Source organism: uncultured Methanobrevibacter sp. (genome assembly GCF_902770715.1).
GTDB lineage: Archaea > Methanobacteriota > Methanobacteria > Methanobacteriales > Methanobacteriaceae > Methanocatella.
This window is the reverse complement of sequence record NZ_CACXTS010000009.1, coordinates 48,797-74,733: the sequence shown is the minus strand read 5'-3', so window position 1 is coordinate 74,733 and position 25,937 is coordinate 48,797. Positions and strand designations below refer to the sequence as shown.

27 protein-coding genes and 1 pseudogene are annotated in these 25,937 nt (G+C 32.5%); 14 read left to right on the top strand and 14 right to left on the bottom strand.

Annotated elements, in window-relative coordinates:
- Positions 1-3: 3 nt before the first annotated feature.
- The 3 genes and pseudogenes from QZU81_RS03950 to atwA all read left to right on the top strand — a co-directional run.
- On the top strand, positions 4-765 hold the full coding sequence (locus QZU81_RS03950) for a GTP cyclohydrolase III (RefSeq protein WP_292827927.1): 762 nt from the start codon (positions 4-6) through the stop codon (positions 763-765).
- 30 nt (positions 766-795) lie between these two features.
- Positions 796-1,506 carry a tRNA-dihydrouridine synthase gene (locus QZU81_RS03945; RefSeq protein WP_342764259.1) on the top strand — a complete coding sequence of 237 codons (711 nt, stop codon included), beginning with the start codon at positions 796-798 and terminating at the stop codon, positions 1,504-1,506.
- Between the two features lie 82 nt (positions 1,507-1,588).
- A pseudogene (atwA, locus tag QZU81_RS03940) lies at positions 1,589-3,151 on the top strand (methyl coenzyme M reductase system, component A2); the annotation flags it as partial.
- Between the two features lie 6 nt (positions 3,152-3,157).
- Here the strand turns inward: atwA and QZU81_RS03935 are convergent.
- On the bottom strand, positions 3,158-3,847 hold the full coding sequence (locus QZU81_RS03935; protein WP_295589523.1) for a M48 family metallopeptidase: 690 nt from the start codon (positions 3,845-3,847) through the stop codon (positions 3,158-3,160).
- A 39-nt stretch (positions 3,848-3,886) separates the two neighbouring features.
- Positions 3,887-4,345, bottom strand: a complete 459-nt coding sequence (locus QZU81_RS03930; RefSeq protein WP_292851927.1) for a hypothetical protein — start codon at positions 4,343-4,345, stop codon at positions 3,887-3,889.
- A gap of 157 nt (positions 4,346-4,502) precedes the next feature.
- Here QZU81_RS03930 and QZU81_RS03925 point away from each other — a divergent pair, with 157 nt between their 5' ends.
- The 3 genes from QZU81_RS03925 to hemA are packed head-to-tail and all read left to right on the top strand — an operon-like array spanning position 4,503 to position 6,803.
- Positions 4,503-4,985, top strand: coding sequence for a methanogenesis marker 9 domain-containing protein (locus QZU81_RS03925; protein WP_292827939.1), 483 nt, complete (start codon positions 4,503-4,505; stop codon positions 4,983-4,985).
- A 1-nt stretch (position 4,986) separates the two neighbouring features.
- Positions 4,987-5,607: a bifunctional precorrin-2 dehydrogenase/sirohydrochlorin ferrochelatase gene (locus QZU81_RS03920; protein ID WP_292851924.1), complete on the top strand. Its 621-nt coding sequence runs from the start codon at positions 4,987-4,989 to the stop codon at positions 5,605-5,607.
- Positions 5,604-6,803 carry a glutamyl-tRNA reductase gene (gene hemA, locus QZU81_RS03915; protein WP_292851921.1) on the top strand — a complete coding sequence of 400 codons (1,200 nt, stop codon included), beginning with the start codon at positions 5,604-5,606 and terminating at the stop codon, positions 6,801-6,803. Before QZU81_RS03920 ends, hemA begins: the two co-directional genes overlap by 4 nt.
- Before the next feature lie 12 nt (positions 6,804-6,815).
- Here the strand turns inward: hemA and QZU81_RS03910 are convergent, their stop codons facing one another.
- Positions 6,816-7,940: an AAA family ATPase gene (locus tag QZU81_RS03910; RefSeq protein WP_292851918.1), complete on the bottom strand. Its 1,125-nt coding sequence runs from the start codon at positions 7,938-7,940 to the stop codon at positions 6,816-6,818.
- A gap of 90 nt (positions 7,941-8,030) precedes the next feature.
- On the opposite strand from QZU81_RS03910, the gene QZU81_RS03905 reads away from it, so the two are divergent.
- Together QZU81_RS03905 and QZU81_RS03900 are read left to right on the top strand one after the other, a co-directional pair.
- A complete protein-coding gene (locus tag QZU81_RS03905; RefSeq protein WP_292851915.1) occupies positions 8,031-9,098 on the top strand; it encodes a metallophosphoesterase in 1,068 nt (355 codons plus the stop codon).
- 32 nt (positions 9,099-9,130) lie between these two features.
- Positions 9,131-9,643 (top strand): zinc ribbon domain-containing protein, encoded by a 513-nt coding sequence (locus QZU81_RS03900; protein ID WP_292827954.1) that lies wholly within the window; start codon positions 9,131-9,133, stop codon positions 9,641-9,643.
- A 12-nt stretch (positions 9,644-9,655) separates the two neighbouring features.
- On the opposite strand, the gene QZU81_RS03895 is transcribed toward QZU81_RS03900, so the two are convergent.
- From QZU81_RS03895 to QZU81_RS03885, 3 genes are read right to left on the bottom strand one after another with little or no spacing between them, the layout of a single operon-like run.
- The gene (locus QZU81_RS03895) at positions 9,656-11,635 is read right to left on the bottom strand and encodes a methyltransferase domain-containing protein (RefSeq protein WP_292851912.1); all 1,980 of its coding nucleotides are present in this window, start codon (positions 11,633-11,635) and stop codon (positions 9,656-9,658) included.
- A 13-nt stretch (positions 11,636-11,648) separates the two neighbouring features.
- Positions 11,649-12,485, bottom strand: a complete 837-nt coding sequence (locus QZU81_RS03890) for a TIM barrel protein (protein ID WP_292827960.1) — start codon at positions 12,483-12,485, stop codon at positions 11,649-11,651.
- A gap of 35 nt (positions 12,486-12,520) precedes the next feature.
- Positions 12,521-13,537, bottom strand: coding sequence for a phosphorylating glyceraldehyde-3-phosphate dehydrogenase (locus QZU81_RS03885; protein ID WP_292827964.1), 1,017 nt, complete (start codon positions 13,535-13,537; stop codon positions 12,521-12,523).
- Between the two features lie 145 nt (positions 13,538-13,682).
- Here QZU81_RS03885 and QZU81_RS03880 point away from each other — a divergent pair, with 145 nt between their 5' ends.
- Positions 13,683-14,450 (top strand): alpha/beta fold hydrolase, encoded by a 768-nt coding sequence (locus tag QZU81_RS03880; protein WP_292827967.1) that lies wholly within the window; start codon positions 13,683-13,685, stop codon positions 14,448-14,450.
- Positions 14,451-14,452: 2 nt separating this feature from the next.
- Here QZU81_RS03880 and QZU81_RS03875 read toward each other — a convergent pair whose 3' ends face one another.
- The 6 genes from QZU81_RS03875 to QZU81_RS03850 form a co-directional block, all read right to left on the bottom strand.
- The gene (locus QZU81_RS03875; protein ID WP_287411023.1) at positions 14,453-14,656 is read right to left on the bottom strand and encodes a heavy-metal-associated domain-containing protein; all 204 of its coding nucleotides are present in this window, start codon (positions 14,654-14,656) and stop codon (positions 14,453-14,455) included.
- 30 nt (positions 14,657-14,686) lie between these two features.
- On the bottom strand, positions 14,687-16,552 hold the full coding sequence (locus QZU81_RS03870) for a cation-translocating P-type ATPase (RefSeq protein ID WP_295589518.1): 1,866 nt from the start codon (positions 16,550-16,552) through the stop codon (positions 14,687-14,689).
- Between the two features lie 60 nt (positions 16,553-16,612).
- A complete protein-coding gene (locus tag QZU81_RS03865) occupies positions 16,613-16,885 on the bottom strand; it encodes a metal-sensing transcriptional repressor (protein ID WP_292827974.1) in 273 nt (90 codons plus the stop codon).
- Between the two features lie 103 nt (positions 16,886-16,988).
- A complete protein-coding gene (locus tag QZU81_RS03860) occupies positions 16,989-18,086 on the bottom strand; it encodes a DNA topoisomerase IV subunit A (protein ID WP_292827977.1) in 1,098 nt (365 codons plus the stop codon).
- A gap of 8 nt (positions 18,087-18,094) precedes the next feature.
- The gene (gene top6B / locus QZU81_RS03855) at positions 18,095-19,795 is read right to left on the bottom strand and encodes a DNA topoisomerase VI subunit B (RefSeq protein ID WP_295589515.1); all 1,701 of its coding nucleotides are present in this window, start codon (positions 19,793-19,795) and stop codon (positions 18,095-18,097) included.
- A gap of 402 nt (positions 19,796-20,197) precedes the next feature.
- The gene (locus QZU81_RS03850) at positions 20,198-20,815 is read right to left on the bottom strand and encodes a KH domain-containing protein (protein ID WP_292827980.1); all 618 of its coding nucleotides are present in this window, start codon (positions 20,813-20,815) and stop codon (positions 20,198-20,200) included.
- Between the two features lie 346 nt (positions 20,816-21,161).
- Between QZU81_RS03850 and QZU81_RS03845 the strand changes: the two genes are divergently transcribed.
- Entirely contained in the window at positions 21,162-21,647 is a 486-nt protein-coding gene (locus tag QZU81_RS03845; protein ID WP_292851903.1) for a hypothetical protein, read from the top strand.
- Positions 21,648-21,925: 278 nt separating this feature from the next.
- A complete protein-coding gene (locus tag QZU81_RS03840) occupies positions 21,926-22,696 on the top strand; it encodes a TMEM175 family protein (RefSeq protein WP_295589513.1) in 771 nt (256 codons plus the stop codon).
- 51 nt (positions 22,697-22,747) lie between these two features.
- Here the strand turns inward: QZU81_RS03840 and QZU81_RS03835 are convergent, their stop codons facing one another.
- Positions 22,748-23,521 (bottom strand): serine protein kinase RIO, encoded by a 774-nt coding sequence (locus tag QZU81_RS03835; protein ID WP_292827989.1) that lies wholly within the window; start codon positions 23,519-23,521, stop codon positions 22,748-22,750.
- Positions 23,522-23,547: 26 nt separating this feature from the next.
- Complete coding sequence (eif1A, locus tag QZU81_RS03830; protein ID WP_292827992.1) at positions 23,548-23,853, bottom strand: translation initiation factor eIF-1A; 306 nt, start codon at positions 23,851-23,853, stop codon at positions 23,548-23,550.
- A gap of 106 nt (positions 23,854-23,959) precedes the next feature.
- Between eif1A and glp the strand changes: the two genes are divergently transcribed.
- The 3 genes from glp to QZU81_RS03815 are packed head-to-tail and all read left to right on the top strand — an operon-like array spanning position 23,960 to position 25,931.
- The gene (glp, locus tag QZU81_RS03825) at positions 23,960-25,183 is read left to right on the top strand and encodes a gephyrin-like molybdotransferase Glp (RefSeq protein WP_292851898.1); all 1,224 of its coding nucleotides are present in this window, start codon (positions 23,960-23,962) and stop codon (positions 25,181-25,183) included.
- A 26-nt stretch (positions 25,184-25,209) separates the two neighbouring features.
- Complete coding sequence (locus tag QZU81_RS03820) at positions 25,210-25,671, top strand: GyrI-like domain-containing protein (RefSeq protein WP_292827998.1); 462 nt, start codon at positions 25,210-25,212, stop codon at positions 25,669-25,671.
- Positions 25,672-25,679: 8 nt separating this feature from the next.
- Positions 25,680-25,931 carry a hypothetical protein gene (locus QZU81_RS03815; RefSeq protein ID WP_292828001.1) on the top strand — a complete coding sequence of 84 codons (252 nt, stop codon included), beginning with the start codon at positions 25,680-25,682 and terminating at the stop codon, positions 25,929-25,931.
- Positions 25,932-25,937 lie beyond the last annotated feature (6 nt).

Below are 25,937 nucleotides of genomic sequence, written 5' to 3'. Positions count from 1 at the left end.
TCAATGATACAAATGACTTTAATACAAATTGACAATTATGGTCCTTGGACTGTTACTCCGAGGCCAAGAACTGAATCTGATTTACAAATGCTTCAAGCAAATTTATTTGCTGATTTAAATAATCATTTTGGTAATAAAAAAGGTTTAGTTTTCTTTACTAGATTTGACAATTTACTCGCAATTTCAAATGGTCTTGATGAAGAAGATCATTTACGAATTCAAAGATCAATTAGAAACAGATATCCAATTACAATAAGTATGGGTGTCGGCGCTGCTGAAACTCCACATGAAGCTCAAAAATTGGCCACTATTGCACTCCAAAAAGCAGGCAGTGCACAGTCTGGTGAAAGAAAAGAAATTTTAGCTATCGACAGTTTAGTTAGTGAAGAAGATAGCTTTGTTCAAGCAGCTCACATTGATATTAATAGTGTTACTGAAACTTTAACAGACATAGAATCAGCTTTTGATACCAGTTTTATGGTAAACAAAGCTCAACATTATTTAATGACCAAATTAATCAAGAAAGGAGCATTATTGTTCTTCATTGGAGGAGATAACTTCATGTCTCCGTGTAACGGTTTGTCTGAACAAGAAATTGAAGACATAATGGTTGAAATTGATGAAGAAATAGGCATTAAACTCAAGGCCGGTATCGGTAGAGGTAAAAATGCTGAAGATGCAGCTTACATGGCTGATATTGGTCTCGAAGAGATTCGTGCTAATAATAATGAAATGTGGACATGGGTTATTGAGAAAGAATACTGAGGCTTGTTCATGCTTAAAGTAGTTGCGCCTATGGCTGGGATAACAAATGCTGATTTTCTAAATAAAGTTATCCCTTATGGTTTTAATGTGGCTACTTTAGGAGGATACAGTTTAGATGGCTCCACAATAGAGGCAAGCAAAAGAATTATTGAAAGGGGCAGAAAAGAATTTGATTTCCCTCTGGACGTGATTTTTAACCATATTGAAAATGAAGTTGCTTCTATTAAAAATGTTCATAGCGATGTAAAAGTTTCTGCCAATGTTCGCGCAACAACTCCACAACCGATTATTGAAGCGGGAAATATAAAAGATTTAGATATTATTGAGATTAACTGTCATTGTCGTCAAAATGAGATTTTAGCTATTGGTTGTGGACAAAATATGTTAAATCGTCCAGATTTGTCTGATTTTATATCCCAAGTTGTTGATAATGTTAAAAGTGAGGTGTCAGTAAAAATAAGGGCAAACGTAGAGGGTGTTGATACTTTTGAAATTGCCGATTTAATTGAGAATGCTGGTGCTGATTATTTACATGTTGATGCAATGAAAAAAGGCGTTTTTGAAGCTGATTGGGAACTTTTGGAGAAAATTTGCAATAATGTTGATATTAAGGTTATTGGGAACAACTCTGTTAACTCACAGGAAAATCTTAAAAAAATGATTTCTACTGGCGTTGACGGATTTTCAATAGCTCGTTCAGTTATTTCTGGGAATTTGGATTTTAACATTACTAATTTTTAATATTATTTAAAACAATTGTTATTAGAAACTTATATTAATAGTTGAAAATAAAGATTATTTCAATAGGTGATTTCATGGATTTTATAATGGTGTTGATGTTCTTAAAGATATTAATTTAAAGATTAGTGAAGGAGAGACTTTAGGTATTTTGGGACGTAGTGGAAGTGGAAAATCTGTTTTAATCAACATGCTAAGAGGAACTTTAGATTATAAACCGGATGCTGGTCAAATCATTATGAATGTAGCTGTTTGTCCGGAATGTTTGGCAGTTGATTCTCCATCTCATGCTGGTGAAAAATGTAGTTGTGGAGCAACTTTTGAAGCTAAGGAAGTTGATTTCTTTAATGCTGAAAGGAAATTATTTGCAAGTATTAAAAGAAGAATTTCCATCATGTTACAACGTAACTTCGCATTATACGATGAAGAAACCGTAATTGAAAATGTAATGAGGGCAATGCCTGAAGGTAAAGATTACGAGGAAAGCATATACACTGCTTTAGAATTATTGGAAATGGTTCAAATGAACCATAGGGTTACCCACATTGCTCGTGATTTAAGTGGTGGTGAAAAACAGAGAGTTGTGCTTGCAAGACAATTGGCAAAAAGCCCAATGATGTTTTTAGCTGATGAACCAACAGGTACTTTGGATCCACAAACAGCAGTAAAACTTCACAATACCTTGAAAGAAGGTGTTAAAGATGAAGGAATCACCATGTTAATTACTTCTCACTGGCCTGAAGTAATGATTGAACTTGCTGACAATGTAATCTGGTTAGAGGATGGCCAAATCAAAGAAGAAGGAGAGCCACAAAAAGTAGTTGATGAATTTATGGCTACCGTACCGGTTCCTAAAAAACCGGAAATTCCAGAATTTGGTGAACCTGAAATAGTTCTTGAAGATGTTAAAAAACATTATTATTCCATTGAGCGTGGAGTAGTTAAAGCGGTTGACGGTGTTGATTTAACTATCAATAAAGAAGAAATTTTCGGTATTGTTGGTTTAAGTGGTTCCGGTAAGACAACCACTACCAGAATGTTAATTGGATTGACTGAACCAAGTAGCGGTAATATCCAAATCAAACTTGGTGATGAATGGATTGACATGACCAAAGTAGGTCCTCTCAACCGTGGACGTATCATGCCTTATATAGGTTTATTACATCAAGAATATTCATTATATCCTCACAGAACAATTTTAGGTAATTTGACCGATGCTATTAGTTTAAACTTGCCTGCAGAATTTGGTAAAATCAAAGCTATTCATGCATTAACAACTGTAGGATTCAGTGATGATGTTGCAACAACAATTCTTGACAAATATCCTGATCAATTAAGTGTAGGGGAAAAGCATAGGGTTGCTTTAGCACAAGTTTTAATTAAAGAACCTAATATAATTCTTTTAGATGAACCAACTGGTACTATGGATCCGGTTACTCGTGTTATCGTAACTGACTCTATATTAAAAGCCCGTACTGAATTGGAACAAACATTCATCATCGTTTCTCACGATATGGACTTTGTTTTAGATGTTTGTGATAGGGCTGCTTTAATGAGAGGAGGTAAACTCCTAGACATAGGTACTCCTGAAGAGATTGTTGAAAAATTAACTGTAGATGAAAAAGAAGACATGCTTAAAGACAGATAATTCTTCTTATTCATTTAATTCTTTTTTTATTTCTTTCCAATTTGGACAGAATTTGTCCATTAATTTTTTGAATTTTTTTCCATGATTAAATTCTATTAGATGACATAATTCATGGATTAGAACATATTCCAAGCATATTGGCCTCTTTTTTGCCAAATTCAAATTAAGTGTTATCACTCCATTCTGGTTGCAGTTTCCCCAATTTTTCATTTTCCTGACTTTAATGTCTGTCGGTGTTTTTCCAACTATTTTGCAGCATTTATCCAATGCTTCAGGCAAAGCATGTTTAAGTTCTGCCCTATAATGTTCATCCAATATGTTCTTTCTTTTTTCTATTGTGCTTCTTGGCGGAACTGGTAAATAGATTACATTTCTTTCTTCATCAACCAAAACTCTTTTTGTAGTGGTGTTTTTAATTAGTTGCAGAGCGTAGGTTTTGCCCCATATTTCATGTTTTTCTCCATTCTTGTACTTTAATGGAGCACTAATTCCATTTTTTAAAATAAGTTCCTGCTTTTTCAATATCCATTCCTTACGCGATTTAATGAAGTTGGATATGTCTTCATCAGATAAGAAAAGTGGTGCGGATACTTTCACTTCCCCATTTGGGGGCAGAACTCGAAGATACATATTTTTGATATTTTTTCGTTCTAAGGTGATTGCTATATCTTCAATAATTATTTTTTCTCTAATCATATAATCTATATAAAAATAAGTGAATAAGGTTTAAAAACCTTATTGTGCCATTGGGTCGAAACCAAAGACTTTTTTTGCAAGTCTGAATCCTATTGGATATATTGCAATATTAATCAATAAATATGCAGTAACCCATCTTAACGGCCATAGATAGAATAACAAATCTACAGGCAGCCCCATAGGCAAACCGAATATTGCAGCCATGATTAAACTCATCATCAAACTTATGAAGAATGCTGCCGGATTCCACAAACCCATTCCATCCCTGTCGGGATTGAAGTGGAATACTTTTTCTGCAAGTCCAAATCCAATGGGGTAGATTATTATATTAATCAATAGATATGCTGTCACCCACCTTAAAGGCCACATATATAAGCATAAATCCGGTTCAAGACCGGACAAACCCATAAAATGAGGAACAATCATGCCGAATATAATTGCCATAATCATACTCATCATTAAGCTTATGAAAAATGCTGCGGGGTTCCATAATTTCATTTTCACCCTCCTTTTTTTATCTTTTTAATCTTAATGAATTTGAAGTTAATAAACTTTTTTATAAAAAAGATTATATATTCAATGTTCAAATAAATTATATTAATATTTTATAATTATTTAATCATATTAGAAATGAAATTATTTTTGGAGGTTTATCATGACTTGGGAAGATGCACCATCTCATATTTGCAGAGGAGGAGATGTAAGGGGGCTTGCTTTTTGTTGTCCTCCAGTAAAACCATGTCCAGTTTTAAATGCATTACAGGAAGTTAATTTAACTCCTCAGGAGTTCATTAACATCAAGCTTCAATTTGGAAAAGAAACTAGATTAGGTGAAGGAGCAGGAACTTGTTTCGGATCACTGGTATGGTGTTGTAAACCATCTAAACCTTGTCCATTAAGAGATATGACTTTAAGAAATATGGGAATGAGCCATGAGGAATATTTGGATTTGAAAAAAGAATTATCCGAAAGGTTAGTTGGTGTAAACAAACCAAATCCTGATGAAAGAGCCGAAGCATTAGCTGAAACATTCAATGTAACAAAGCTTGAAGCAATGAATGTTTTAACAGAATGCAATAATGATTTAAGAGCTGCTGTAAAAGTTTTACATGCAAAATCTCTTGAAAATTCTGATTAAAATGGATTGGACTTCTCTTTATTTAAAGACTTCAGATTTAAATGTTTTTATTTTGGGCACTGGCGAAGTTGCAACAAGAAGGGCAAATAAATTTTTAGACCATGGAGCTAATGTGAAATTGGCGGGCACACATATATCTGAAGAGTTGGAATGTAAAGGGGCTGTATTATGTTCCACTGATGATGTTGACGATTTGGTTGAGTGGTCTGATTTGGTTGTTGTTGCCAGCGGTGATGAGAAGCTATCTAATCATGTTTGTGAAATTGCTAACGATAAACTTGTTAACAGGGCAGATATCCCACAAAAAGGCGATATAATCGTACCTACAAGCTTTAATATTGGGGAAATTGAAATATCTATTTTTACTAATGGAAAAAGTCCATTAATGGCTCGTCAACTAAGAAAGAAAATTCAATCAATTATTACAGAAGAGGATATTTTGGAAATTGAACTTCAGGATTATGCGCGTTCACTTTTAAAGGATAATGTTAAAAATCAAAAAGAAAGAAGAAAGTATCTTTATGAAATCTTTGAGGATGAAAAGATAAATGATTTGATTGAAAATCGCAAAATTGGCGAAGCAAAAGAGTATATTGACAATATTATAAGGGGATTAAATTGATATTAAATTTGAGAGTTGACCATAAGATAGCAGATATTCAATCTATGGAGGTTATATCAAAGGACATTGATGAATTATTTGCAGAATTGCAAGAAAAATATTCTATTGGTGAATATATTGAGATTTCTACATGCAATAGAAAAGAAATTTATATTCATAATGAAAATATTCCTGAAGATGAGGAATTGTTATCTCATGAAAATCAGAGTATTGTCATTGATTATGGTCAATCCGCTGTTATGCATTTGCTTAGGATGACTTCTGGTTTGGAATCCATGATTGTGGGTGAAGATCAAATTTTGGGCCAGGTCAAAGATGCAAAACATAAAGCCATGAAAAACCATCATTGTGGTAAAGTCCTTGATTTAATTTTTACTAAAGCAATTCATGTGGGTCAAGTTGTTAGAAACAAGACCAATATCAATAAAGGATCAGTATCAATTGGTTCTGCAGCTATTGATTTGGCTGAAAAGCATATTGGATGTTTGGATGACAAATCCGTATTGGTTATCGGTGCTGGAAAAATGGGCCGGTTGGTTGCAAAAGCACTCGCTGAAAAAGATTTAAATGCTATTTTTGTTGCTAACAGAACTTATTATGTTGCTGTTGATTTGGCGAAGGATTTGGGTGGAGAAGCTATTTTATTCAATGATTTGGAAGAGTATTTGGCTACTGCTGATGTTGTTATTAGTGCAACAAGTGCTCCGCACCATATTATTACAAAAGAACGTCTTTTAGGTATTGATATGGATTATGAAAACTTGATGATGGTGGATATTGCAAATCCTCGTGATATTTCTGAAGATGTTTGTGAATTGGGTGTAAAATCATTTAACATTGATGATTTGAGGGAAATTGCAGATGAAAATACTCGCCTTAGAATAAAGGAATTTGGTGAAGCAGAAAACATCATCAATGAAGAGTTCCTTTTACTTAAAGAATCCTTCAAAATAATGGAAGTTGATGAATTACTTGGTAATTTAAGAGCATCTATGGAAGAGATAAGACAACGTGAAACTCAAAAAGCAAGTGTTAAGTTAGCTGATGTAGATGGTAGTGTAAAAATATTGGATAATTTAACAAATTCCATTGTCAATAAAATATTCTATGATATTTCTAAAAAAGTTAAAAAAGCTGCAAAAGAAGATAATGAAGAAATAATTGAGGCTTGTGAGTATCTGTTTAATAAAGATTGATTGAATGTTTGACTATTCAAACATTCCTTTAACATCTGTATTTTTTATTTTACTATTTTTGATAGCATAATCTATATTTTCCATTGTGACTATTTCATAATCATTAGCTATCGCATTGTGAAGAGCTGTTTTTAGAATTTTTTCCTTCAGGTCTCTTCCAGATAATCCTTTAGTTATTTTAACAACTTTCTCTAAGTCAATATCATAATCAAGAGGCATTGTTTTCAGATTATTTTCTAAAATTGTTAATCTTTCTTCATCATCAGGCAACTCAAATTCTATTTCCTCTTCAAATCTACTTCTAACCGCAAAATCAAGGGAAGTTGGATTATTTGTTGCACCAATGGTTATAACGGATTCATTTTCACTGATTCCATCCATTTCAGTTAAAAGTGAATTTACTATTTCGGAAACATCTCCTCTTAAAGTTTGAAAAGACCTATGGAGTGCAATGGCATCCATTTCATCAATGAAAATTATTGACGGCGAATTTTCACTAGCTTTTTTGAATAAATCATGAATTTTAGATGCTCCATCTCCCACATGGTCGCCAATCAATGATGTTGCTTTAATTAAATACAATGGAACTTCAAGTTCGTTGGCGAGCGCTTTTACAAGCATGGTTTTCCCAGTACCTGGAAGTCCGTAGAACAAAATATTTTTCGGAGCCCAAGGTCCGAATTTTTCCGGATTTTCCAAATATCTTGTTATGACCTTAACTTTATTTTTAGCATTTTTTTGCCCGACAATATCTGAAAGGAGTATATTTGATTTAAATTTGGTTTCATCTCTTTTATTTTTTAAATCATCAGTAATAAGTTTGATTTTTGTTGTTTCAGAAATAATGGAGTTATTTGGTTTTGCTTTTATTATCTCAAAACCGTAATCCGGTATGATTTTCTGATCAAATAAATGTGAGTTTTCACTAACAACTAATCCAAGCCATTGTTCACGAGCATATTCTTCGAATAGCTCTTTGTTGGTAATTTCAATATCATCATCCATTAAATTAAACTCAAATGGGTAACCAACAGGCTTTAAAATGATGCATTCTGCATATTCTTTACATTCAGTTTCTTTTAGGGGTTGTTTTTGGTTAGTTGTTTTAATTTCTGCTTTTTTGTTATCACTTTTCAACTACTCACCTCCGATATTTCAGTACAAAATAACATTAGTTTTAATTATTTAAATAGTTGTTGTAATATAATTATTTTAAGAGGTTTTATCATGAGTCGTCGAACACGAAGGGTATTGTTTGTAACGCCATTTTACATGTTATTTGAATTTTTTCTGCTAAAATACATATTTTTATTATTTGGCGGATTGAATGATATTTATTTATTCGTTTTAACAGTTTTAGTGGGTTTATTGCACTGCCTTCCAATGTTTTTTGAAACAAAAAAATCAACTTTTTTTGGCAGGTTATTAACAACGATTAATGGTATTTGGATGTGGGCATCAGTAATGTTTCTAATCGACATTATTGTTATTTATTTAATTGGCAGGTTTGTAGCATTACCATTTGAAGTAGTTTTTGGTTTAATTTTAATTGTACCTATTTTAGGTGTTTATAATTATTATAAGGCTCATAAATTAATTGTAAGTGAAAAAACATTAAATTTAGATAATTTGACTAGAGATATTGACATTGCACATTTGTCAGATGTTCATTTTGGATCTGTACGTCATAAGTCAATAATCTCCATGATAGGAAATAAATTAAAAGAACTTGAAAGTTCTTGTGAATTAACCATTATTTCCGGAGATTTGGCTGATGGCTCATCAGTTGTGGAAGAAAATGACTTAATGGCATTTAAAGAAGTCAATATGCCAATAATATTCACTCCAGGAAATCATGATTTCTATCCTGGAATTGATAATGTTATAAAAGCATGTGAAAATGCAGGAATAATTGTTTTGGATAATCAAAGAAGGGAATTTGGAGAGTTAAGTGTTTTTGGCCTTACTTTCAGTTTTGAAGATAGGGAAGTTCCAAAAGTTGATGAATCATGGATAAATCCGAATATGATTAACATTATTAATTATCATGTTCCTTATCATTGGGATGAATTTTCTGAATTAGGCTTTGATATTCAATTGTCAGGCCATACTCATGGTGGCCAGTTTTATCCGGTTGTTTGGATTGCTAATTTGATGTTTGGATACAATAAGGGATTATTTAAAAATAAGTTCGGCAAGTATCTGCATGTTACAACTGGCGTAGGTTCAATGGACACTCCAATGAGGTGGGGAACTGATTCGGAGATTGTAATTTTGAAATTGAGAAAATCATAGCATTTATTAAATTTGATGTTTAAATAAGTATTATGAATATTTATGATGACCACAATCATTTTTGTATTTATTGTGGGGCCAAACTTGAACCTAATCAAAAGTTCTGCACTCAATGCGGAAAACAAGTTTTTCGCGTTCAAAAGATTAAAAAAGTTGTTCCATCAAAATATGATGAAATTATTAATGATATAGAAAAGGATTATAATTTTAAACAAAAAAGAGCTAAAGAGTTAGTTGAAAAACTATTCGATCCGAATCATATGGCTTATAATAAATTTTCTTCTTCAATAAATAAGTCTAATCAGCTATTTTCAAATCAGTTGGAAGTAACAAGAAAGATGGTGGAACTGGACACAGACAATAATGAACTTGTTGAAAAAGAGATTGATAGTAAAATTAAAACATTAGAGACATTCGTTGACAAAATGGAAGATTTGATTAATGAATTGGTAATTCATTTAAGTTCCAACGAAAAAGATAATGATGATATAAATAATCTTTTCAATGATATGGATGATTTAATTCACTCCGTTAAAGATTATTAAATTGATATTTTTCTATGGCATTTTTGGTCTTTCAACATAAATGATGTTGTCGATTTTGATTTCGTTGTTGGATTCCTTTTCTTTGAATTTGGCTGAAATCTTATATTTTCCTATGTTTAAGTTAATTGGTAGGCTTGCAATACCCTGATTATTGGTTTTGAGATCGTATTCCTTGCCTACAATGTTGATTGTTATTATTTCTCCTGCTAATGTAAGGGGGCGGTTGTCTTCGTTGATTAGCTGGACATTGTATTCTGTTCCGTCTTTGTATGTCATGTGGATGTCTTCAGCGGTAATTGACATTTTTGGTTTTTTAACATGAATTGTGTTGTTGATTTTGATTTCTTTGTCGGGTTCATTTCCTTTGAATTTGGCTGAAATTTCATATTTTCCTATGTTTAAGTTAATTGGTAGGCTTGCAATGCCTTGGGCATTGGTTTCACGATTATATTCCCTGTCTTGAAGATAAATTTTAATAATTTGATGGGATAATTCAAGAGGATTGCCATTTTCATCGGTTAGTTGGACGTTGTATTTTGTTCCGTCTTTGTATGTCATGTGGATGTCTTCAGCGGTAATTGACATTTTTGGTTTTTTAACATGAATTGTGTTGTTGATTTCAATTTCATCAGTGTAGTCTGTTTCTTCGAGTTTAGCAGAAATTGTATGTTTTCCAAGGTTTAGGTTAATTGGTAGGCTTGCAATTCCCAGTTCATCGGTTTTAATGATGTACTCTTTTTCTTCAAGAGTGATTGTTATTATTTCTCCTGCTAATGTAATTGGGCGGTTGTCTTTATCGGTTAGTTGGACATTGTATTTTGTTCCGTCTTTGTATGTCATGTGGATGTCTTCAGCGGTAATTGTCATTTTTGGTTTTTTAACATGAATTGTGTTGCTGATTTCTAATTTGTCGTCGTTGCCATCATTTTCGACTTTAGCCGAAATTTCGTAATTGCCAATATTTAGATTAATTGTTAGACTCACATTACCATTCAAATCCGTTTTAAGGTTATAGATTATATCGCTGAGTGTAATCGTTATAATTTTGTTTGCAATACCCTTGCCGTTAATATCAGTTAAAGTAACATTATAAGCAGATCCATCTTTATAAGTCATAACAACATTGCTTGCAGATAAAATAGCAACATCATTTTTGGCAGTCATCATGTCATTAAATGACTCATCATCTTCGAAATTATTTTTGTTATTCTTTCCAATGCCAGTATCTTCAATCCACATTTTATAAGCTTTTGTTGATTTGAAAAGATTATTTTGTTTATCTAACGCTTCCTTTTCTTTTTTTAGCTTTTCCAATTTATTTTGAAGAATTACTTTTTCATCATAGAATGAATTTAATTTATCTAATGAAAAGTCCTCAACCAATTCATTATTTGCATAAATAACTAAGATTTGTTCTTTTAGCATATAATTGCCTGCAGAAAAGAACATGGGTTCTATTTCTTTATAATAAATTAATCTTTTATTATGGATAGTTAATGGAAATGATTCATATTGGAATGAAAAGCAATGTTCTTTCCACAAATCCTCCTCTCTAAATGGTACGGTAATAATTAAATATTTGCAATTTTGAGATAATTTTTCAACAATCTCAAAAGGGTCATAAAAATGTTCTAGAGTATGGGAGGTAACTATAATGTCAAATTTTTCATCACAATCACGCATATCCCCTTTGAAATAGGTTAGATTTTCATCATTGTATTGCTTATTAGCTTCATCGATGGCGGTTTGTGAAAAATCCATTCCAAATACTTTTGATTTAGGGAAAGTTTTATGTAATTCATTTGTTCCTTCACCCATTCCACAACCCATGTCACATATGGAATACTTATTATTTTCAACCACATCTTTCATCCATTGCGGTAAATGAGTGAGTATTGTTTCGTAATGTATTAAAGTTTGTTCTGCTCCTTTAAGGTCTTTCCAATCGGTTTTAAATCGTTTTTCCCAATAAACTTCAGTATTTAAATGCATTTAAACACATCCATCATATCATGCTTTCGTAAAGTTGTTTCATTTTTAAAGAATCTATGTCTCTGAGTGGAGTTTCACATATGATATTTGCATTCCAACCATTATCGATTAAATTGGATAATAAATCTTTGATATTCGGCCCGTATTCACCGCTTTCATCTAAAGTATGATGCTTTACTTCACCACCCATTCCATATTCAATGGTTGTGAAGTGACAATGTAGGATATCAATATCCAAATGGTCTTCTATAGTTGAAAAAATGCAGTTGTAATCTTCTTTTTTATTTAAGAATCCTCTGCCTCTTGCATGAACATGAGCAAAATCAATTGTCGGTTCAAAATGGTCAAAACTGGCGCAAAGTTCAACAACCTCACCTACATTTCCAAGCTGTGTTCGTTTACCTGTAGTTTCAGGAGCAAAGGTAAATTCTTCAATTCCTTCAGCTTCAAGTTCTTCAAACAAGCGATTGACAGTATTTTTAGATATTTCCATAGCTTTTTCAGGTTTTCTATTTAGATAAGCTCCGGGGTGGAAAACTAATCTGTAAGCACCCATCCATTCTCCGGCACGGGCAGCAGCTATTAGATGTCCAATGCTTTTATCAAGTTTCTCTTCTTCTTTTGCACACAAATTAATGTAATAGGGTGCATGCATGGAAACTAAAATATCATGCTTTTGAGATTCTTCTTTTAAGGTGGTTGCAGCTTTTTCACCAATTCTTACTCCATATGGCGATTGATATTCGTAGGAATCAAGTCCTTCATTCTGAATATATTTTGGGGCTTTATATGCTGCGCCCTTATAATCAACTGGACTTCCTGCAGGTCCAAAAAGTACTTGGTTTTTCATTCAAATCATTAAAAAAATAGTAAAAAAAGGGGAATTTAGAATATTCCCATAGCTTTGTTAGTTTTTGCAATTGACTTTTCGTTGTCACTTTCCATTTCTAAAAGTGCACGAATAGCATCAACGTTTTCAGGCACTACATCAGATTCTTGATGTACTGCTTGCATGTAGAACAATTCATTTCCAACAACATTAATTGACTCTTTCCAAACTGGAATTTCATATAAGTCATTTCTGTTTCTTCCAAGTTCTTTAGCATATTCCATCAGTTCAGCAGTGGATCCTAAGCCTTCTTCAGCAGAAACAATAATTACTCTAGAACGTTTTTCCAAAGCTTCGATAATTTCTTCGGTTTCCACATCATTATTGATTTCAACCATTATGTTGTGTTGGTGCATTAAAGTAGTAGGAACGAGCAATGCCATTGTTGTAACGTCAATTCCTTTCATTACGGTCTGTACATCAGGACCGTGGTGAGAAGGTACTTTTGGAGGATTTGGAACAATTGCATTAATTGGTCCTTTTTTGACTTCAGATGGGTCGGATCCTCTTCTAACCATCACTGCTCTTACTTTTTTAATGTCTGCAATTTTGTCGATTGTATGTAATGTACGGGTTAATCCAGTAGTGTTACATGAAACTACCCTGGTATAATCCGCACCATATGAATCATCATAATTGGAAATAGAATTAAAAGAAAGACCGGTTAATTCGTGGTCTTCTCCACCTTGATAAATTGCTTTGACGCCAGCTTTTTTATACATTTCAAGGTTTTGTGGTCCGATAGTTCCAGGAGTACAGTCAACAACAACATCTGCTTCCTGAATCATTTCTTCAACAGTACCTGCTATTTCAATTCCAGCATCTTTGAACATTTGTTCTCTTTCTGGAATTCCAATATATAATGGATAGCCTTTTTCTTCAACAGCTGTTCTTGCTTCATAGTTTGGTCTAGTTTTACTTACACCAACTACCTTCATGTCATCTTGAGCAGCAACAGCATCAGCCACTCTTTTACCGATGGTTCCATAACCATTAATAGCAACAGTTTTCATTTCAATCCCTTTTTTAGTTATAATTTTATAAAATAATTATATGAATTATGATTTGTTATTTAAGTTATTTAAAATTTGATGATTAATTTTGATGTTAAAGTAATTCTGTAATCTATTTAAAGTATTCATTCCCTAAATTATTAATATGAATTATAAATTGGAAGGCAGCGGTGAAACTTTGGTTTTCATTCATGGACTCTCGGATAATTTACTTTATTGGGAATTTTTGGCAAACCATCTTAAAGGCAATTATCAAATTTTAAGGATTGATTTAAGAGGTCATGGGGGTTCTGAGTTAGGAAATGATGAAATTACAATTGATACTTATGTTCTGGACTTAAAAAATCTTTTGGATGAGTTAAAAATTCAAAATGTTAACTTAATAGGATTTTCATTGGGTGGTATTGTTGCACTTGATTTCAATAGAAAATATCCTAAAATGGTATCATCACTGGTGTTAATGTCCAGTTTTTACAAGTTAAATGGCCATTTAGAGGAGGTATTTGTCCAATTTAAGAATGCTCTTGAAAATAGTTTCAATGACTTTTATGATTTAATTTTGCCGAGGGTATTATGTCCTAATGTCATTAATGATAATAAAGAGGAGCTTGAATTTTTAAAGGGGATTGCTTCAGAAACTGCCAATACAAAAGCATATATTAAAGCGATTGATGCTTTATCGAGTGCGGATTTTGAAGATGATTTGTCACACATCAAGATTCCTACATTAATTTTGGCCGGAAAATATGATGACATTACTCCAGTTGATTTGCAAAAAGAGTTGAAAAGTAAAGTTGATAACTCTGAAATAATCATTTTTGATGATACAAAGCATAACTTGCTTGTTGGGAAAAATCAGTTGGAAATATTAAACATTTTAAAAAATTTTTATAAAAAAAGAAAAGAAGAATAGAATTATTCTACTTTGAAACCTGCTTCTTCAACAGCTTCATTGATGTCTGCATCGCTTACGTCGCCAGACATTGTAATTGTAGTAATTCCTGAATCGAGGTCTGCTTTCGCATCTTCAATTCCGTCAACATCTTTTAAACATAATTCTACAGCATTTACGCATGATGGGCAGTGCATGCCCACAACTTTAATTTCTTTTTCAGCCATAATAAATCACCTTATTATCGATATGTATAGTTATGTCATTGCTTTATTTAAACTTTTAGTTACGCCTAACTTTTTTGATTTTCTACAGTCCTTATTGGAAATCTTGTATCTTGTCAATGATGTTGAATAGATAATTACCATGACTGAACCGATATTGTGGATTAATGCTCCCTCAATTGGGTTTAAAATGCCTAAGATTGCCAATGCCATTGCTATTATGTTCAATGTTAATGCCAATCCAATGTTTATATTAATTGTTCTCACAGTTTTTTTTGCAATTCCAATTAATTGCGGAATGTCCTCTATATTGTCATTTATTAGTGCAATATTCGCCGCCTCAACACTGATGTCGCTTCCGATTTTGCTCATTGCTATTCCAACATTTGCTTTTTTAAGGGATGGTGCGTCATTTACTCCGTCTCCAATCATTGCGACCTTATGTCCAAGAATTTGCTCTCGTGCAATGTAATCTGTTTTATCTTCTGGCAGGCAATCAGATTTGACATTTCGGATTTTAATTTTTTTTGCAATATATCTTGCAGTTTTTTCATTGTCTCCTGTAAGCAGGGTTGTTTTTATTCTTAATCGTTTGAGATTTTTTATTGTTTGCTCTGAACTTTCCCGTAATGTGTCTGCAAGATAAACTTTTCCAATCAGCTCTCCTTCTTTTGCCACGTATATTGTGATTTCACCATTTTGGGATTGACCAGGTGAGTTTAAGGAAATATTTTCTGATTCTAATAATTTTTTATTCCCGGCAATTATTCTTGAACCGCCTATTTTCCCGCTGATGCCTTTTCCAATATGCATTTTAAAGTCATCCACATAAGCAAAATCGTCATTGTCATAATATTCAACTATTGCCTTTGCAAGAGGATGTTCTGATTTGGATTCAAGAGATGCAAGTAGATACATTAACTCTTCTGAATCATTTGAGATAATATTAACAACCTTTGGAGAACCATAGGTTAATGTTCCGGTTTTATCGAATACAAATTCACTTACATGAGCTAGCTCTTCAATAGATTCTCCGTCTTTTACTAAAATTCCATATTTAGTTAAATTTCCAATTGTAGCCATGATTGCTGTTGGTGTAGCTAGAACTAACGCACATGGGCAGAAAACCACTAAAATTGTAACTGACCTTGTTATTTCAAATGTATATAGATATGTTAATATTGCAGATATGAAAGCCAGCACAACAATAATTGTCGCCCATTTGTCTGCAGTTCTTACAATTTTTGAATTTTCTGGTTTTGATGATTCAACCAATCTTATCAATTTTTGGAGAGAACTCTCTTGGCTGATCTTTGTTGTTTTCATGGTAAATGAACCATAAAGATTTATTGTTCCACTATATACTTCATCGTTTTCTGTTTTATCAACTGGAAAAGATTCTCCAGTCAATGTTGATTGGTCAATTGAAGTTTCTCCATAGAGTATAATGCCATCTGTTGGTATGCTTTCACCAGGAAGCACTTTTAAGATATCTCCGACTTGTACATTTTCGACAGATATTTTTTCTTCAATTCCATTTTTAATTCTTGTTGCAACTTGAGGTGACATGTTGACAAGTTCTTTAATTCTTCCTTGTGTTTTTGTTACGGTATATTCTTCTAAGAATCCTCCAATTGCCATGATTGTTGCAATTTCACCTGCTGCAAAGACTTCACCAATTAAGATGGATGAAATGATGGCCAATGAAACAAGCAAATCTGCTTTTAAATCAAATTCCTTTATTAAACTGTCAATACATTCTTTAATTATTGGTATTCCACATAATATTACTGCTATCCATGAAATATAATCTAGAGAGAGTATGAAACTAATGATTATACTCATTACGGATATGATTATACGTAGTATGTCATATTTTTCATTTTTTGTAAAGTTCATATTAAACAGCCCCATTAGTACAGGTATACCCCATAGGGTATAAAGTTATTTTAAAAAAAATTAAAGTCTGGAGTAGTATTCCAAAATTGATGTAAGATCACTTATTGCTTCATCAGAATCGTTATCTTTGATTGCCTGTTTTACACAATGTTCCAAGTGTCCTTCAACAATTATGTGTCCAACTTTATGTAATGCTGATTTTGATGCATTTACTTGCATTAATATTTGTTCACAGGGGATATCTTCATCGATCATTCTGTCAATTGCATTTAATTGGCCAATAATCTTTTTAAGTCTCCTATGTAAATTTTCGCTATCCATACATTGTTTCAAAATAACACATCCTATACCTATAGGGGTATAAGGTTTTTCTAGTATATAAAGGTTATCTTAAAAATATTTTAAAAAAAATAAAAAAAGGAGGAAAATTTCAAGACTATGCTTGATTTTCCATTTCTTCAAATTTAGCTGGGAAGTATTCGTCTACGACATACTCAAGCCCATATTTGGAGAAAGATTGCTGTTCTGCTTTTTTACCGATTTTAAGCATCTTTTTAATTTCTGTTTGCCAGAAATCAGTTTTATACCTTGGGTCTTTTGCAAGCTCTTTAAGCCTCATAACGTCAACATCTTTGAGTTTATCAGTAGGTAAATCATAATTGATAATATCAGATGCGGTTACTCCAATAAATTTAGCGTCAGGAGTAGCGAGGTCATGATTAACGTGAGCTAGTTTTGCACTTCCGGAAATAATTACCTGTGCAATGTGGAATCCCCAAGGGTCTCCGTCGTTACAGATGTATACAGGAAGTTTGAGTTCTGTGTTGACTCTTTTAATAAATCTTCTTGTAGCACGTGCTGCTTGTCCTTTAAGCCCAACAATTAAACAATTAAATCTTTCATGTGCATTCTCTTGAACTAACCTGTGGAACATTCCCATTGTTTCCACTGCCAATACTTTGTCCACATTATGATCTAAGAAGTCCACTTGGTCGATTGTAGGTGAAATGGTATAACCTGATTTTCCCATTTTTGAAGCATTAACTTCCACTTCATCAAGCAAAGTAATGTCTCCGTATACTGATGCACCGTCTTCCTCTGGCATTAAACCTAAATCTTCACGGGTGGTACCGAGAGTTACTTCAAGGTCTTCTCCAACAATGTTGGATTCTTGTTGTGATTTAAAACTGATTCCCCAACCTTCGGAAACGTAATACATTTCCCTGATGGTAGCTGTTTTTTCACGAGCTACTAAATCTTTACAGAAATTGGCAACGTAAACCATTTGCCCTAATTTTCTGATTTGCTTTACGTTTCCTAAAGATCTTCTTCCGTATCTGTCACCTAGTACATAGTATCTTTTAGCATCATCATAAACGATGTTTCCAGTACCTCTTGAAGGAACTTTAATATTAGGAACTTTATTTTTTTCAATTTCTTCAATAATTTCTTCACCTAAACCTTTAAGTTTATTGTAGGTGTATTCTTTCCTAAGTTCTTTATGTGATTTGCCTTCTTTTTTTGCTTCAGCCATTTAATCACCTATTCGTCCTCAAATTCATCAACATCATCTTCAATGAAGTTGTCTAATGTGGAATGGCCTTCTTCAACAGTATGTCCAAATTCATCAACTTCTTCCATGATGATTGCATCAAGTTCTTCTTCTTCCTCTTCTTCTTCAACTTTTTCACCAAGCAGTTCTGCAAGCGCTCTTTTAGTAACCTTCGCTAAAACTTCTTGGTATTCAGGAACTCCAGTTTCACCAAGTTTTGCAGCTTCTTCAATAATTACTGGAACATATTCTTCAAATACTTTTGAACGTTTTTCTTTTTCTTTAGCTGCTCTTTTAGCCCTGATATGTTTTTGTAATTTACGGGCCAATTTCATTGTTGCCTGTCTGATTTCATGAACAATTTCAGGTTCTGGGGAAACACTTTGTTTACCTGTTGAAAGGTAGGGTACTTGAGTAGAAATAATATTAACGAATAAAGTTAATGGAGTGTTATCCATATCTTTTAAGCCGTAACGTCTCCAATCGATACTTTTTAGAGCTTCTGTAATAGCACAGCTTCCTGCATCGAATGTTAATGGAACTCTATTTGCGAATCTCATAATTTCAGATTTTCTTTTTTCGCTAACGACTCTTCCGGAGTTACCTCCATATGCAAGACCTGCTTCTATAATGAATGAAACACCACCTTGGTAGGTTACAGGCTTTCTGGTTATTGTTGTTACAAATTCCGGTTTAAGGATTTGTTTCATACCTTTTTCAATTTGTTCTGATCCGATAGGTATGAGCCCATCAGTTGGAGGAGCCATGAATTTCATTTTCTTAAAGCAATGGACAATAGCTTCTGCTTCTGGGAATGTCATTGCTTTAGGGCGTTTGTTCATGTCAATTCCAGTAATTTCAGCGATTTCATCAACTCTTTTGTTGGACATTCTTGACATTGATGAGGTTAACATACTTTTGTATCTTCTGCTGTCGGTATTTTTTGCCATTGTCATTAAGTCATCAGCACTTACACCTTTTGGGTGAGGCAATACTTCTTTTGGTTGAACTGGAACAACATCTGCTGCTCTTTTAAATATGTATTTGTGTCCTGATGGATCTCTGAAGGTAATTTTTGCATGAGGATTTCCAATCATTGTTCTTCTAATGTACTCAAAAGCACCTTGCTCTGCAAGGGAGTAGGATACATCTTTGAATTGTAATTCAATACATACTCCAGTACTTTCGGCAGGGTAATCTTCCCTTTCCATTAAAATTCCACGGTTGTTTTCAACATCCATTTGGAACTTCATTTTAACTCCTTTAATTTCATCGCCCTCTTTGTAACATGAAATTACGCGAGCAGGTTTACCGGTTGTCATTTGTGATAAAAGCACACAACCACTACAACCTAAACCTTGTTGTCCTCTAGATTGGATGTTTCTAAATTTGGATCCTGCAAACATCATACAATATACTTGCATTACATAATCTTCAGGAATTCCAGGACCATTGTCTTTGTGTCTTAAGATATAATGTTCCTTGTCAACACGTTTTAATTCGATGTCAATATCTGGCAATATTCCTGCTTCTTCACATGCATCAAAACTGTTTGTAATCAATTCGTGGAATACAATAGTTAATGAACGGATTTTACCAGTAAATCCTAACATCTGCTTGTTTTTTCTAAAGAACTGGGATGGGGTTAATCTGTCAAAATCTTCATCCCAATCAATTCCTTGTTGAGCCAATATTTTTCCTCCTTAAATAAATATATTTTAATTTATTATCATGACTATATTTAAATCAAATGAGAGAGCATTTGAAAAGTATTATTCATACATTACCCTATCTGCCTTGATTAAATATGTGGTGAAATAATAATTTTAAAACATGTAAAAAATATAGTATTTGTACTATGTTATCTATATATGTCCGTTAAAGTATATAAAAGTTTACTGGTATTGATGTAATTTTTATAGTAATCTTTTATTAAAACATAGGTACTTTTGTAATATTTATGTTATAGTACTTTTTTGATGTTTCACATTCCATTTTCAAAATTAAATAAAAGTTGCCTGGGGTGGGAATGTTGTGTTGAAATATAATGTTAATTTAATTTATCAAAAAAATAGGGTTAGGAGTTTAAACTCCTAATAATCTTTCTCATCGAAGTCGATTCCATCTTTAAACTCGATTTTATCATCTTCGATTCCGACAAGATCCTTGAATTCTTTCATTTTCAAGTCTTCTTTTTTATGTTCTAAAAATCCATAAACTGATTTATGTCTAGAACCATTTAAAATCATTTCAATAGCTTCTTTAGCAACCATGATGTTGTCCATTTCACCGATTAAGGAAACGGTTTTACCATAAATTGCCATATCTACTTCAGCCATTTCCATTATGATTTCACGGGTTTTTCCATCTTTTCCAATAATTCGTCCTTTATGTCTTGCAAGGGCCTTTTTAGATTTTCCTATGTATAATGGTAAACTAATCACTTCTAAATAAATGTCATCACTAACTAATTTCAATGCAACTTCTGGATTAAATCCACGTGCCACTGCCTTAACGATATGGTTGGCATTCCATACGCCTAACGGATCTTCCATATCATCTCTAGGTGTGATGTAAACTGTTCCCTCCTCACTGTCTATGTCAAGGATTGTTCCAGTTGCATTTTCAATGGACTTTTTAACTTTTCCATTGCTTCCAATTAATGCCCCTACTCTATTCTGTGGTATTTTTAGATAATCTGTTTCCGGCATAATTTTCACCTTGTCAATTAATAATTATTTAATCAAAATTATTTAAAATTTAGGATTAATTTAATTAGTCATGTTATCAACAAAGAATTTGGTGGAAAATGCACTTTCATTATTTTGAATCAAACAATTATTATGGGGGTTTATTATATGTCAAAACACTAAACGCATTATTTTTTTAGAATAACCCTCTATTTTTTATTTTTTTACAATTTAAAGATGTAAGTGAGCACTTGCATTCGAAAAACTTTATATGCTGATGTTTTCATACACTTACTTGAACATGAAGTTCTAATTTAAAAATAAATCTTTTCTTGGAGTTTGTAATAATAAGAATTAAGGTGAAAAAATGGATGCTAAAAAGATATTTTTAATGTTACTGGTTTCAACACTATTGATTGGTAGTGTTTGTGCTGCAAAAAACGTCAATGATTTTGCCATCGATAAATCTTATGATAATGTGCATAATGGAACATATTATTCATTATCTTTAAATGAAAAACAAGATTCCGGCATTACAATTTTTAAAAATGCAAATGATGATGCATACGATAATGAAAGTGACGATGCTTATGATAATCTCATTCATGGTGAGGGTCAAGATTACCTCACTGCCGATGATGATATGAAAATTGATAAAAATTCTGATAATACAGTAGATTTCACAGACATTGATCATAGTGAACATGGCATTGCAGAGCTCATAGATTGTGATGGACAACAATTTATTGTAGTGTTCTGGGCAAAAGATACCAGTGATGTGAAAAAATCTGATTTATCTTCACTTTTAAATGAATTTAATAAGGATAATAATGTGGATGCGATTGCATTCTAATTATCTTCATTTTTCCTTATTTTAAAATTTAAGAAATATGATTTCGGATATATATTTGCACTAATTATTTTGTTATTTACCATTCTCCCAATGTTGTAAATTTATATCCGTTTTCATCATATATTTTCTATTTGCACTAGGGTACCTTTCCGACGCCAAGTGTGAATTATATAATTAATTTTAGGGTAAACGGTTCAATTCGTTTGAACCGAATGTTTCAAATCAAATTGTTGGGGTTACATTAATATTATATAAAATAAATTACATTATTTATATTAATGGCAAATATTGAACTTTTTAATAAATTTACTGATAGGCATGCTGCGGTTACTGATGGTGTTTTTGCAATCGCTATGACAATTCTTGTTTTAGAGATTGCAGTTCCAACAATGGCGGATATATCATCGGGGGTTGTTTTAAAAGATTATTTTATAAATTTTCTAGCACCTTCTATTTTAATATATTTCATAAGTTTTTATATTGTATATAATTTTTGGGAAAATACAGTCGTTCTTTTTAATTTTAAAAAAATAAGCTATGCTATTTTAACATTAAACATGCTTACAATGGCAACTGTTTGTTTAATACCATTTGCAACAGGATTTCTTTTTAGATTTTACAATTATTTTGATGTAAATATATTCTTTTCATTATTGATATTAGTGATCAGTTTATTGTACATTGTAATGTTCATGTTATTGATTAAAAATAATTTCAGCGAGTATTTTGATAAAAAGGATGAAATAAAAACTACTATTCAAGATTCTTATGATGATGGAATCGAATTTCCTAATTTAAAATTATATATAAGAGGCGTTACCTTAACTTTGTTTTATATATTATTGGCTCCTGTAATAAGTTCAGTAATATCTATTATCCTTGCATTCATATCCCCAATGTTAAGCTTATTATCCTTTTTATTAATTCTTGTTCTAACCTTTATAATTCGTATTAAGCGCGGTAGTAAGGATAGTTTGGAGAACGTTCACTTAACTGATGATGAAAAGGAATTAGTCGGTAATATTCGAAAAAGCATTTACGGTGAATGAAACTGCAGTTCCTTTAAAAACTATTGTAATGGTAATCTGTTGGACTATATGCTAAAATTTGGGGTTCACATATTCCCAAATTTCTTCAAAGCTAGTTTTAACGCCAAGTTTGGTATATTCACGAACAAGCGTGTTGATATCCCTTTCGAGTAGTTCTTTAGAAATTGGATTATCTAAAACTACTGATTGTGAAACGTCAATAATGACTGGTTCTTCATCTTTATTTAAAATATTATAATTTGATAAATCGCCATGAACCAATTTAGCTTCATTTACGAATAATTTTAGATTTACAAGCAATTTATTGAAAAATTCATCAGGGTCTTTTGGCGGTTGGTTTTTTACAGGCTGTGCGGGATTGCCGTCCTCATCCCCAATAAACTCAATAATCAATACATTATTTGAGCTTGTGATTGGTTCTGGAACATTGACACCTGCAGAATATAATCTGGTTAAATTCTTAAACTCTTTTGTTACCCAAGAGTAAATTATTTTTCTTTTATTTTTGGTTTTGACGTTAAATCTTGGATCTCCTTTCAGATAATAATCCATCTTTTTAAAATCAGAAGTAGCAACCCTATAAATTTTCACTGCTACAAATTTTTCATCATCGGTAATACCTGTAAGCACATTAGCTTCCTTGCCTGTACTTATTGCACCGTTTAAAATGTCAATGTATCCTTGATTAGCTAATTTGTATAATGTTTCCAGTGTTAGTTTGTCGAAAATTTCATTTCCCACTTTTCTATCAGAACTGTCTTTTTTTCTTTTTCGGGAATGTATCTTTTCGTGTTTCGCATCTGCTTTAGCTATTTTAGAATCCATTAAAATCAAAAAAATAAGTGGTTAGACTACATTTTCAAGTAGCCTTTTCTTTCAAGCCAATTTGATTCTGTTTTTGTGTATCTCCAGATTACATCAGCTTTTTCATCAGATTGGAAATCCCAAGGTTTTACAAGGATTACGTCTCCTTCACGAATCCAAATACGTTTTTTCATTTTACCAGGGATTCTGGTCATTCTGATATTTCCATCAGCACAACGGACTTTTAATTTACCATGCCCCATGATTTGCTCAACCACTCCTGGGATTTCTCCTTTTTTAGGTGTTCTCACTCTTCTGTACTCTTGTTGTTGATTGTTATTAGGTTTAGACAAATACTCTCCTCCAAAATAATAATATGTTTCTCCATAAGATTAAATTATTTATATATTTATCAATATATTATATATTAATTTATTGTATTTTATATAAGTGGTGATTATGGGAACTGAATTTTTAAAAATTAAAGAATGTGATGACGCTATAGATATTATTCAAAATTTATTCGATGAAAATTTAAAGCCACAAAGTGAAGAAATTCTTGTCAGTGAAGCTTATGGAAGAATTTTATTTGAAGATGTTTACTCCAGAATGGATTTTCCACCTTTTAACAAAGCTTTAAAAGATGGTTTTGCAATTCTTGCCGAAGATAGTTTTGGTGCTTCAGAGGAATCTCCTAACACTTTAGAAGTGATTGATTTTTTAGAAGCGGGTTCAACAACAGATAAAAAAGTCGAAAAAGGAAAATGTATTGAAATCAGTACTGGTGCAGCAATGCCTGAAGGATCAGAATCTGTTGTAATGGTAGAATATGCCGAAAAGTTTGATGATAAAGTTAACCTGTTAACCACCGCAACTCCCTCACAGGATGTTGCCAAAAAAGGTTCCGATATTGAGGAAGGAAATTTAATTCTTAAAAAAGGGGACTTTTTAAATCCAGGTAAGATTGGAGTATTGCTTTCACAGGGATTTGAAACAATTGAAGTTTATAAAAAACCTAGTTTGGGAGTAATATCCTCCGGAAATGAAATCACTCTTCAAGGTGAGGAATTAACATACGGTAAAATTTATGATGTTAACGGAGGAATGATTAAAAACGCAGCATTTTCCTGCGGTGCAGATGCTCATTTTTTAGGCATCATGAGAGATAATTACGATGAAGTAAAAGAAAAAATCACAGAGTCACTTAAAGAAGTCGACATTCTACTTTGCTCTGGAGGAACTTCTGCAGGACTGGGGGATGTCTTGAAACATGTTTTGGATGAATTAGGTGAAGTTCACATTCACGGCATTTCAGTTCAACCAGGCAAACCTACAATTGTTGGAGTAATTGATGGCAAGGTAGTAATTGGTCTTCCGGGAAATCCCGTATCTGCTTTAATGATATTCAATGCATTTGTTGCAGAGCCTCTAACCAAATTGGCAGGTATAGATAGGGACTTTGAACTTAAAACTGTAAGGGGCAAAATGACCAGAAGAATTCACTCCCCTGTTGGAAGAATGCAGTATCAGCTAGTTAAAGTTGATGGGGAGAATGTTCATCCGATATTTAAGGATTCTGGTGCAATTTTTTCACTTTCAACTGCTGATGGTTATGTTAAAGTTCCGAAATCTGTCGAACTTTTAGATGAAGGCGAGGAAGTAGAAGTATATTTATTTAATTAAGATTATAATTTAAGTAAGGTGTAATTATGGATTATGAAGTAAAAGTTATTCCAGAACAAAAATTAGGAGTTATTAATTGTAAAACTCCCATTGAAGATTTAGGAATATTTCTTTCCATGTTAATGGGTTGGGTTGATGCAAAAGAAATTGAAACTGATGGCGAACCTTTCATTGTTTATTTTTCACCAAGGCATGAGGTCAATCAAGGTGATGTAGTTTACGATGTAAGTATTGCGATTAAAGAGGATGCTGAAGAAACCGATAGAATTCGCGTTGTTGACATGATTGAAAACAAAGTATTAGCAGGAAAGCATTACGGTCCAACAGATACTATTTTAGATACTTATGCGGAATTAGTCGAAGTTGCTCAAGCAAATCATTATGATATAATCGGATCACCTAAAGAGGTTTTAATCAAAGGTATGCATAATTGTGATAATGAAAATGATTATATCACCGAAATCCAATTACCTATCATTGAAATGTAGGTGTTTAAATGTCTAAAAAAGAAGAATTTGATGTTGATAAAGAAATTGAAAGACTTGCCCGCAAATCCAATATTGACATTAGGGGTTCTGAATATTCTTTTGAAAACAGAATAAAAAAATTAGATAAAGAAATCGACAAGATGCTTGATATGAAAATTAAAGATTTTGATGAAAATAAAAAATTAAAATCTGATTATTTAAATATTGATTACAAGCAGGATACCATTGATAGGTATAGAGAAAAATTAAAAAAGATTTAATTTTTC

Bases quoted from the DNA above. Each gene is read 5' to 3' on its own strand.
- QZU81_RS03890 (WP_292827960.1), bottom strand. From the start codon at position 12,485: ATGAAAAACCAAGTACTTTTTGGACCTGCAGGAAGTCCAGTTGATTAT.
- QZU81_RS03920 (WP_292851924.1), top strand. From the start codon at position 4,987: ATGGATTGGACTTCTCTTTATTTAAAGACTTCAGATTTAAATGTTTTT.
- glp (WP_292851898.1), top strand. From the start codon at position 23,960: ATGGGAACTGAATTTTTAAAAATTAAAGAATGTGATGACGCTATAGAT.
- QZU81_RS03820 (WP_292827998.1), top strand. From the start codon at position 25,210: ATGGATTATGAAGTAAAAGTTATTCCAGAACAAAAATTAGGAGTTATT.
- QZU81_RS03860 (WP_292827977.1), bottom strand. From the start codon at position 18,086: ATGGCTGAAGCAAAAAAAGAAGGCAAATCACATAAAGAACTTAGGAAA.
- QZU81_RS03850 (WP_292827980.1), bottom strand. From the start codon at position 20,815: ATGCCGGAAACAGATTATCTAAAAATACCACAGAATAGAGTAGGGGCA.
- QZU81_RS03930 (WP_292851927.1), bottom strand. From the start codon at position 4,345: ATGAAATTATGGAACCCCGCAGCATTTTTCATAAGCTTAATGATGAGT.
- QZU81_RS03870 (WP_295589518.1), bottom strand. From the start codon at position 16,552: ATGAACTTTACAAAAAATGAAAAATATGACATACTACGTATAATCATA.
- QZU81_RS03885 (WP_292827964.1), bottom strand. From the start codon at position 13,537: ATGAAAACTGTTGCTATTAATGGTTATGGAACCATCGGTAAAAGAGTG.
- QZU81_RS03845 (WP_292851903.1), top strand. From the start codon at position 21,162: ATGGATGCTAAAAAGATATTTTTAATGTTACTGGTTTCAACACTATTG.
- QZU81_RS03835 (WP_292827989.1), bottom strand. From the start codon at position 23,521: ATGGATTCTAAAATAGCTAAAGCAGATGCGAAACACGAAAAGATACAT.
- QZU81_RS03875 (WP_287411023.1), bottom strand. From the start codon at position 14,656: ATGGCTGAAAAAGAAATTAAAGTTGTGGGCATGCACTGCCCATCATGC.
- QZU81_RS03880 (WP_292827967.1), top strand. From the start codon at position 13,683: ATGAATTATAAATTGGAAGGCAGCGGTGAAACTTTGGTTTTCATTCAT.
- QZU81_RS03895 (WP_292851912.1), bottom strand. From the start codon at position 11,635: ATGCATTTAAATACTGAAGTTTATTGGGAAAAACGATTTAAAACCGAT.
- QZU81_RS03950 (WP_292827927.1), top strand. From the start codon at position 4: ATGATACAAATGACTTTAATACAAATTGACAATTATGGTCCTTGGACT.
- QZU81_RS03840 (WP_295589513.1), top strand. From the start codon at position 21,926: ATGGCAAATATTGAACTTTTTAATAAATTTACTGATAGGCATGCTGCG.
- QZU81_RS03945 (WP_342764259.1), top strand. From the start codon at position 796: ATGGCTGGGATAACAAATGCTGATTTTCTAAATAAAGTTATCCCTTAT.
- QZU81_RS03905 (WP_292851915.1), top strand. From the start codon at position 8,031: ATGAGTCGTCGAACACGAAGGGTATTGTTTGTAACGCCATTTTACATG.
- QZU81_RS03900 (WP_292827954.1), top strand. From the start codon at position 9,131: ATGAATATTTATGATGACCACAATCATTTTTGTATTTATTGTGGGGCC.
- QZU81_RS03925 (WP_292827939.1), top strand. From the start codon at position 4,503: ATGACTTGGGAAGATGCACCATCTCATATTTGCAGAGGAGGAGATGTA.
- QZU81_RS03815 (WP_292828001.1), top strand. From the start codon at position 25,680: ATGTCTAAAAAAGAAGAATTTGATGTTGATAAAGAAATTGAAAGACTT.
- QZU81_RS03935 (WP_295589523.1), bottom strand. From the start codon at position 3,847: ATGATTAGAGAAAAAATAATTATTGAAGATATAGCAATCACCTTAGAA.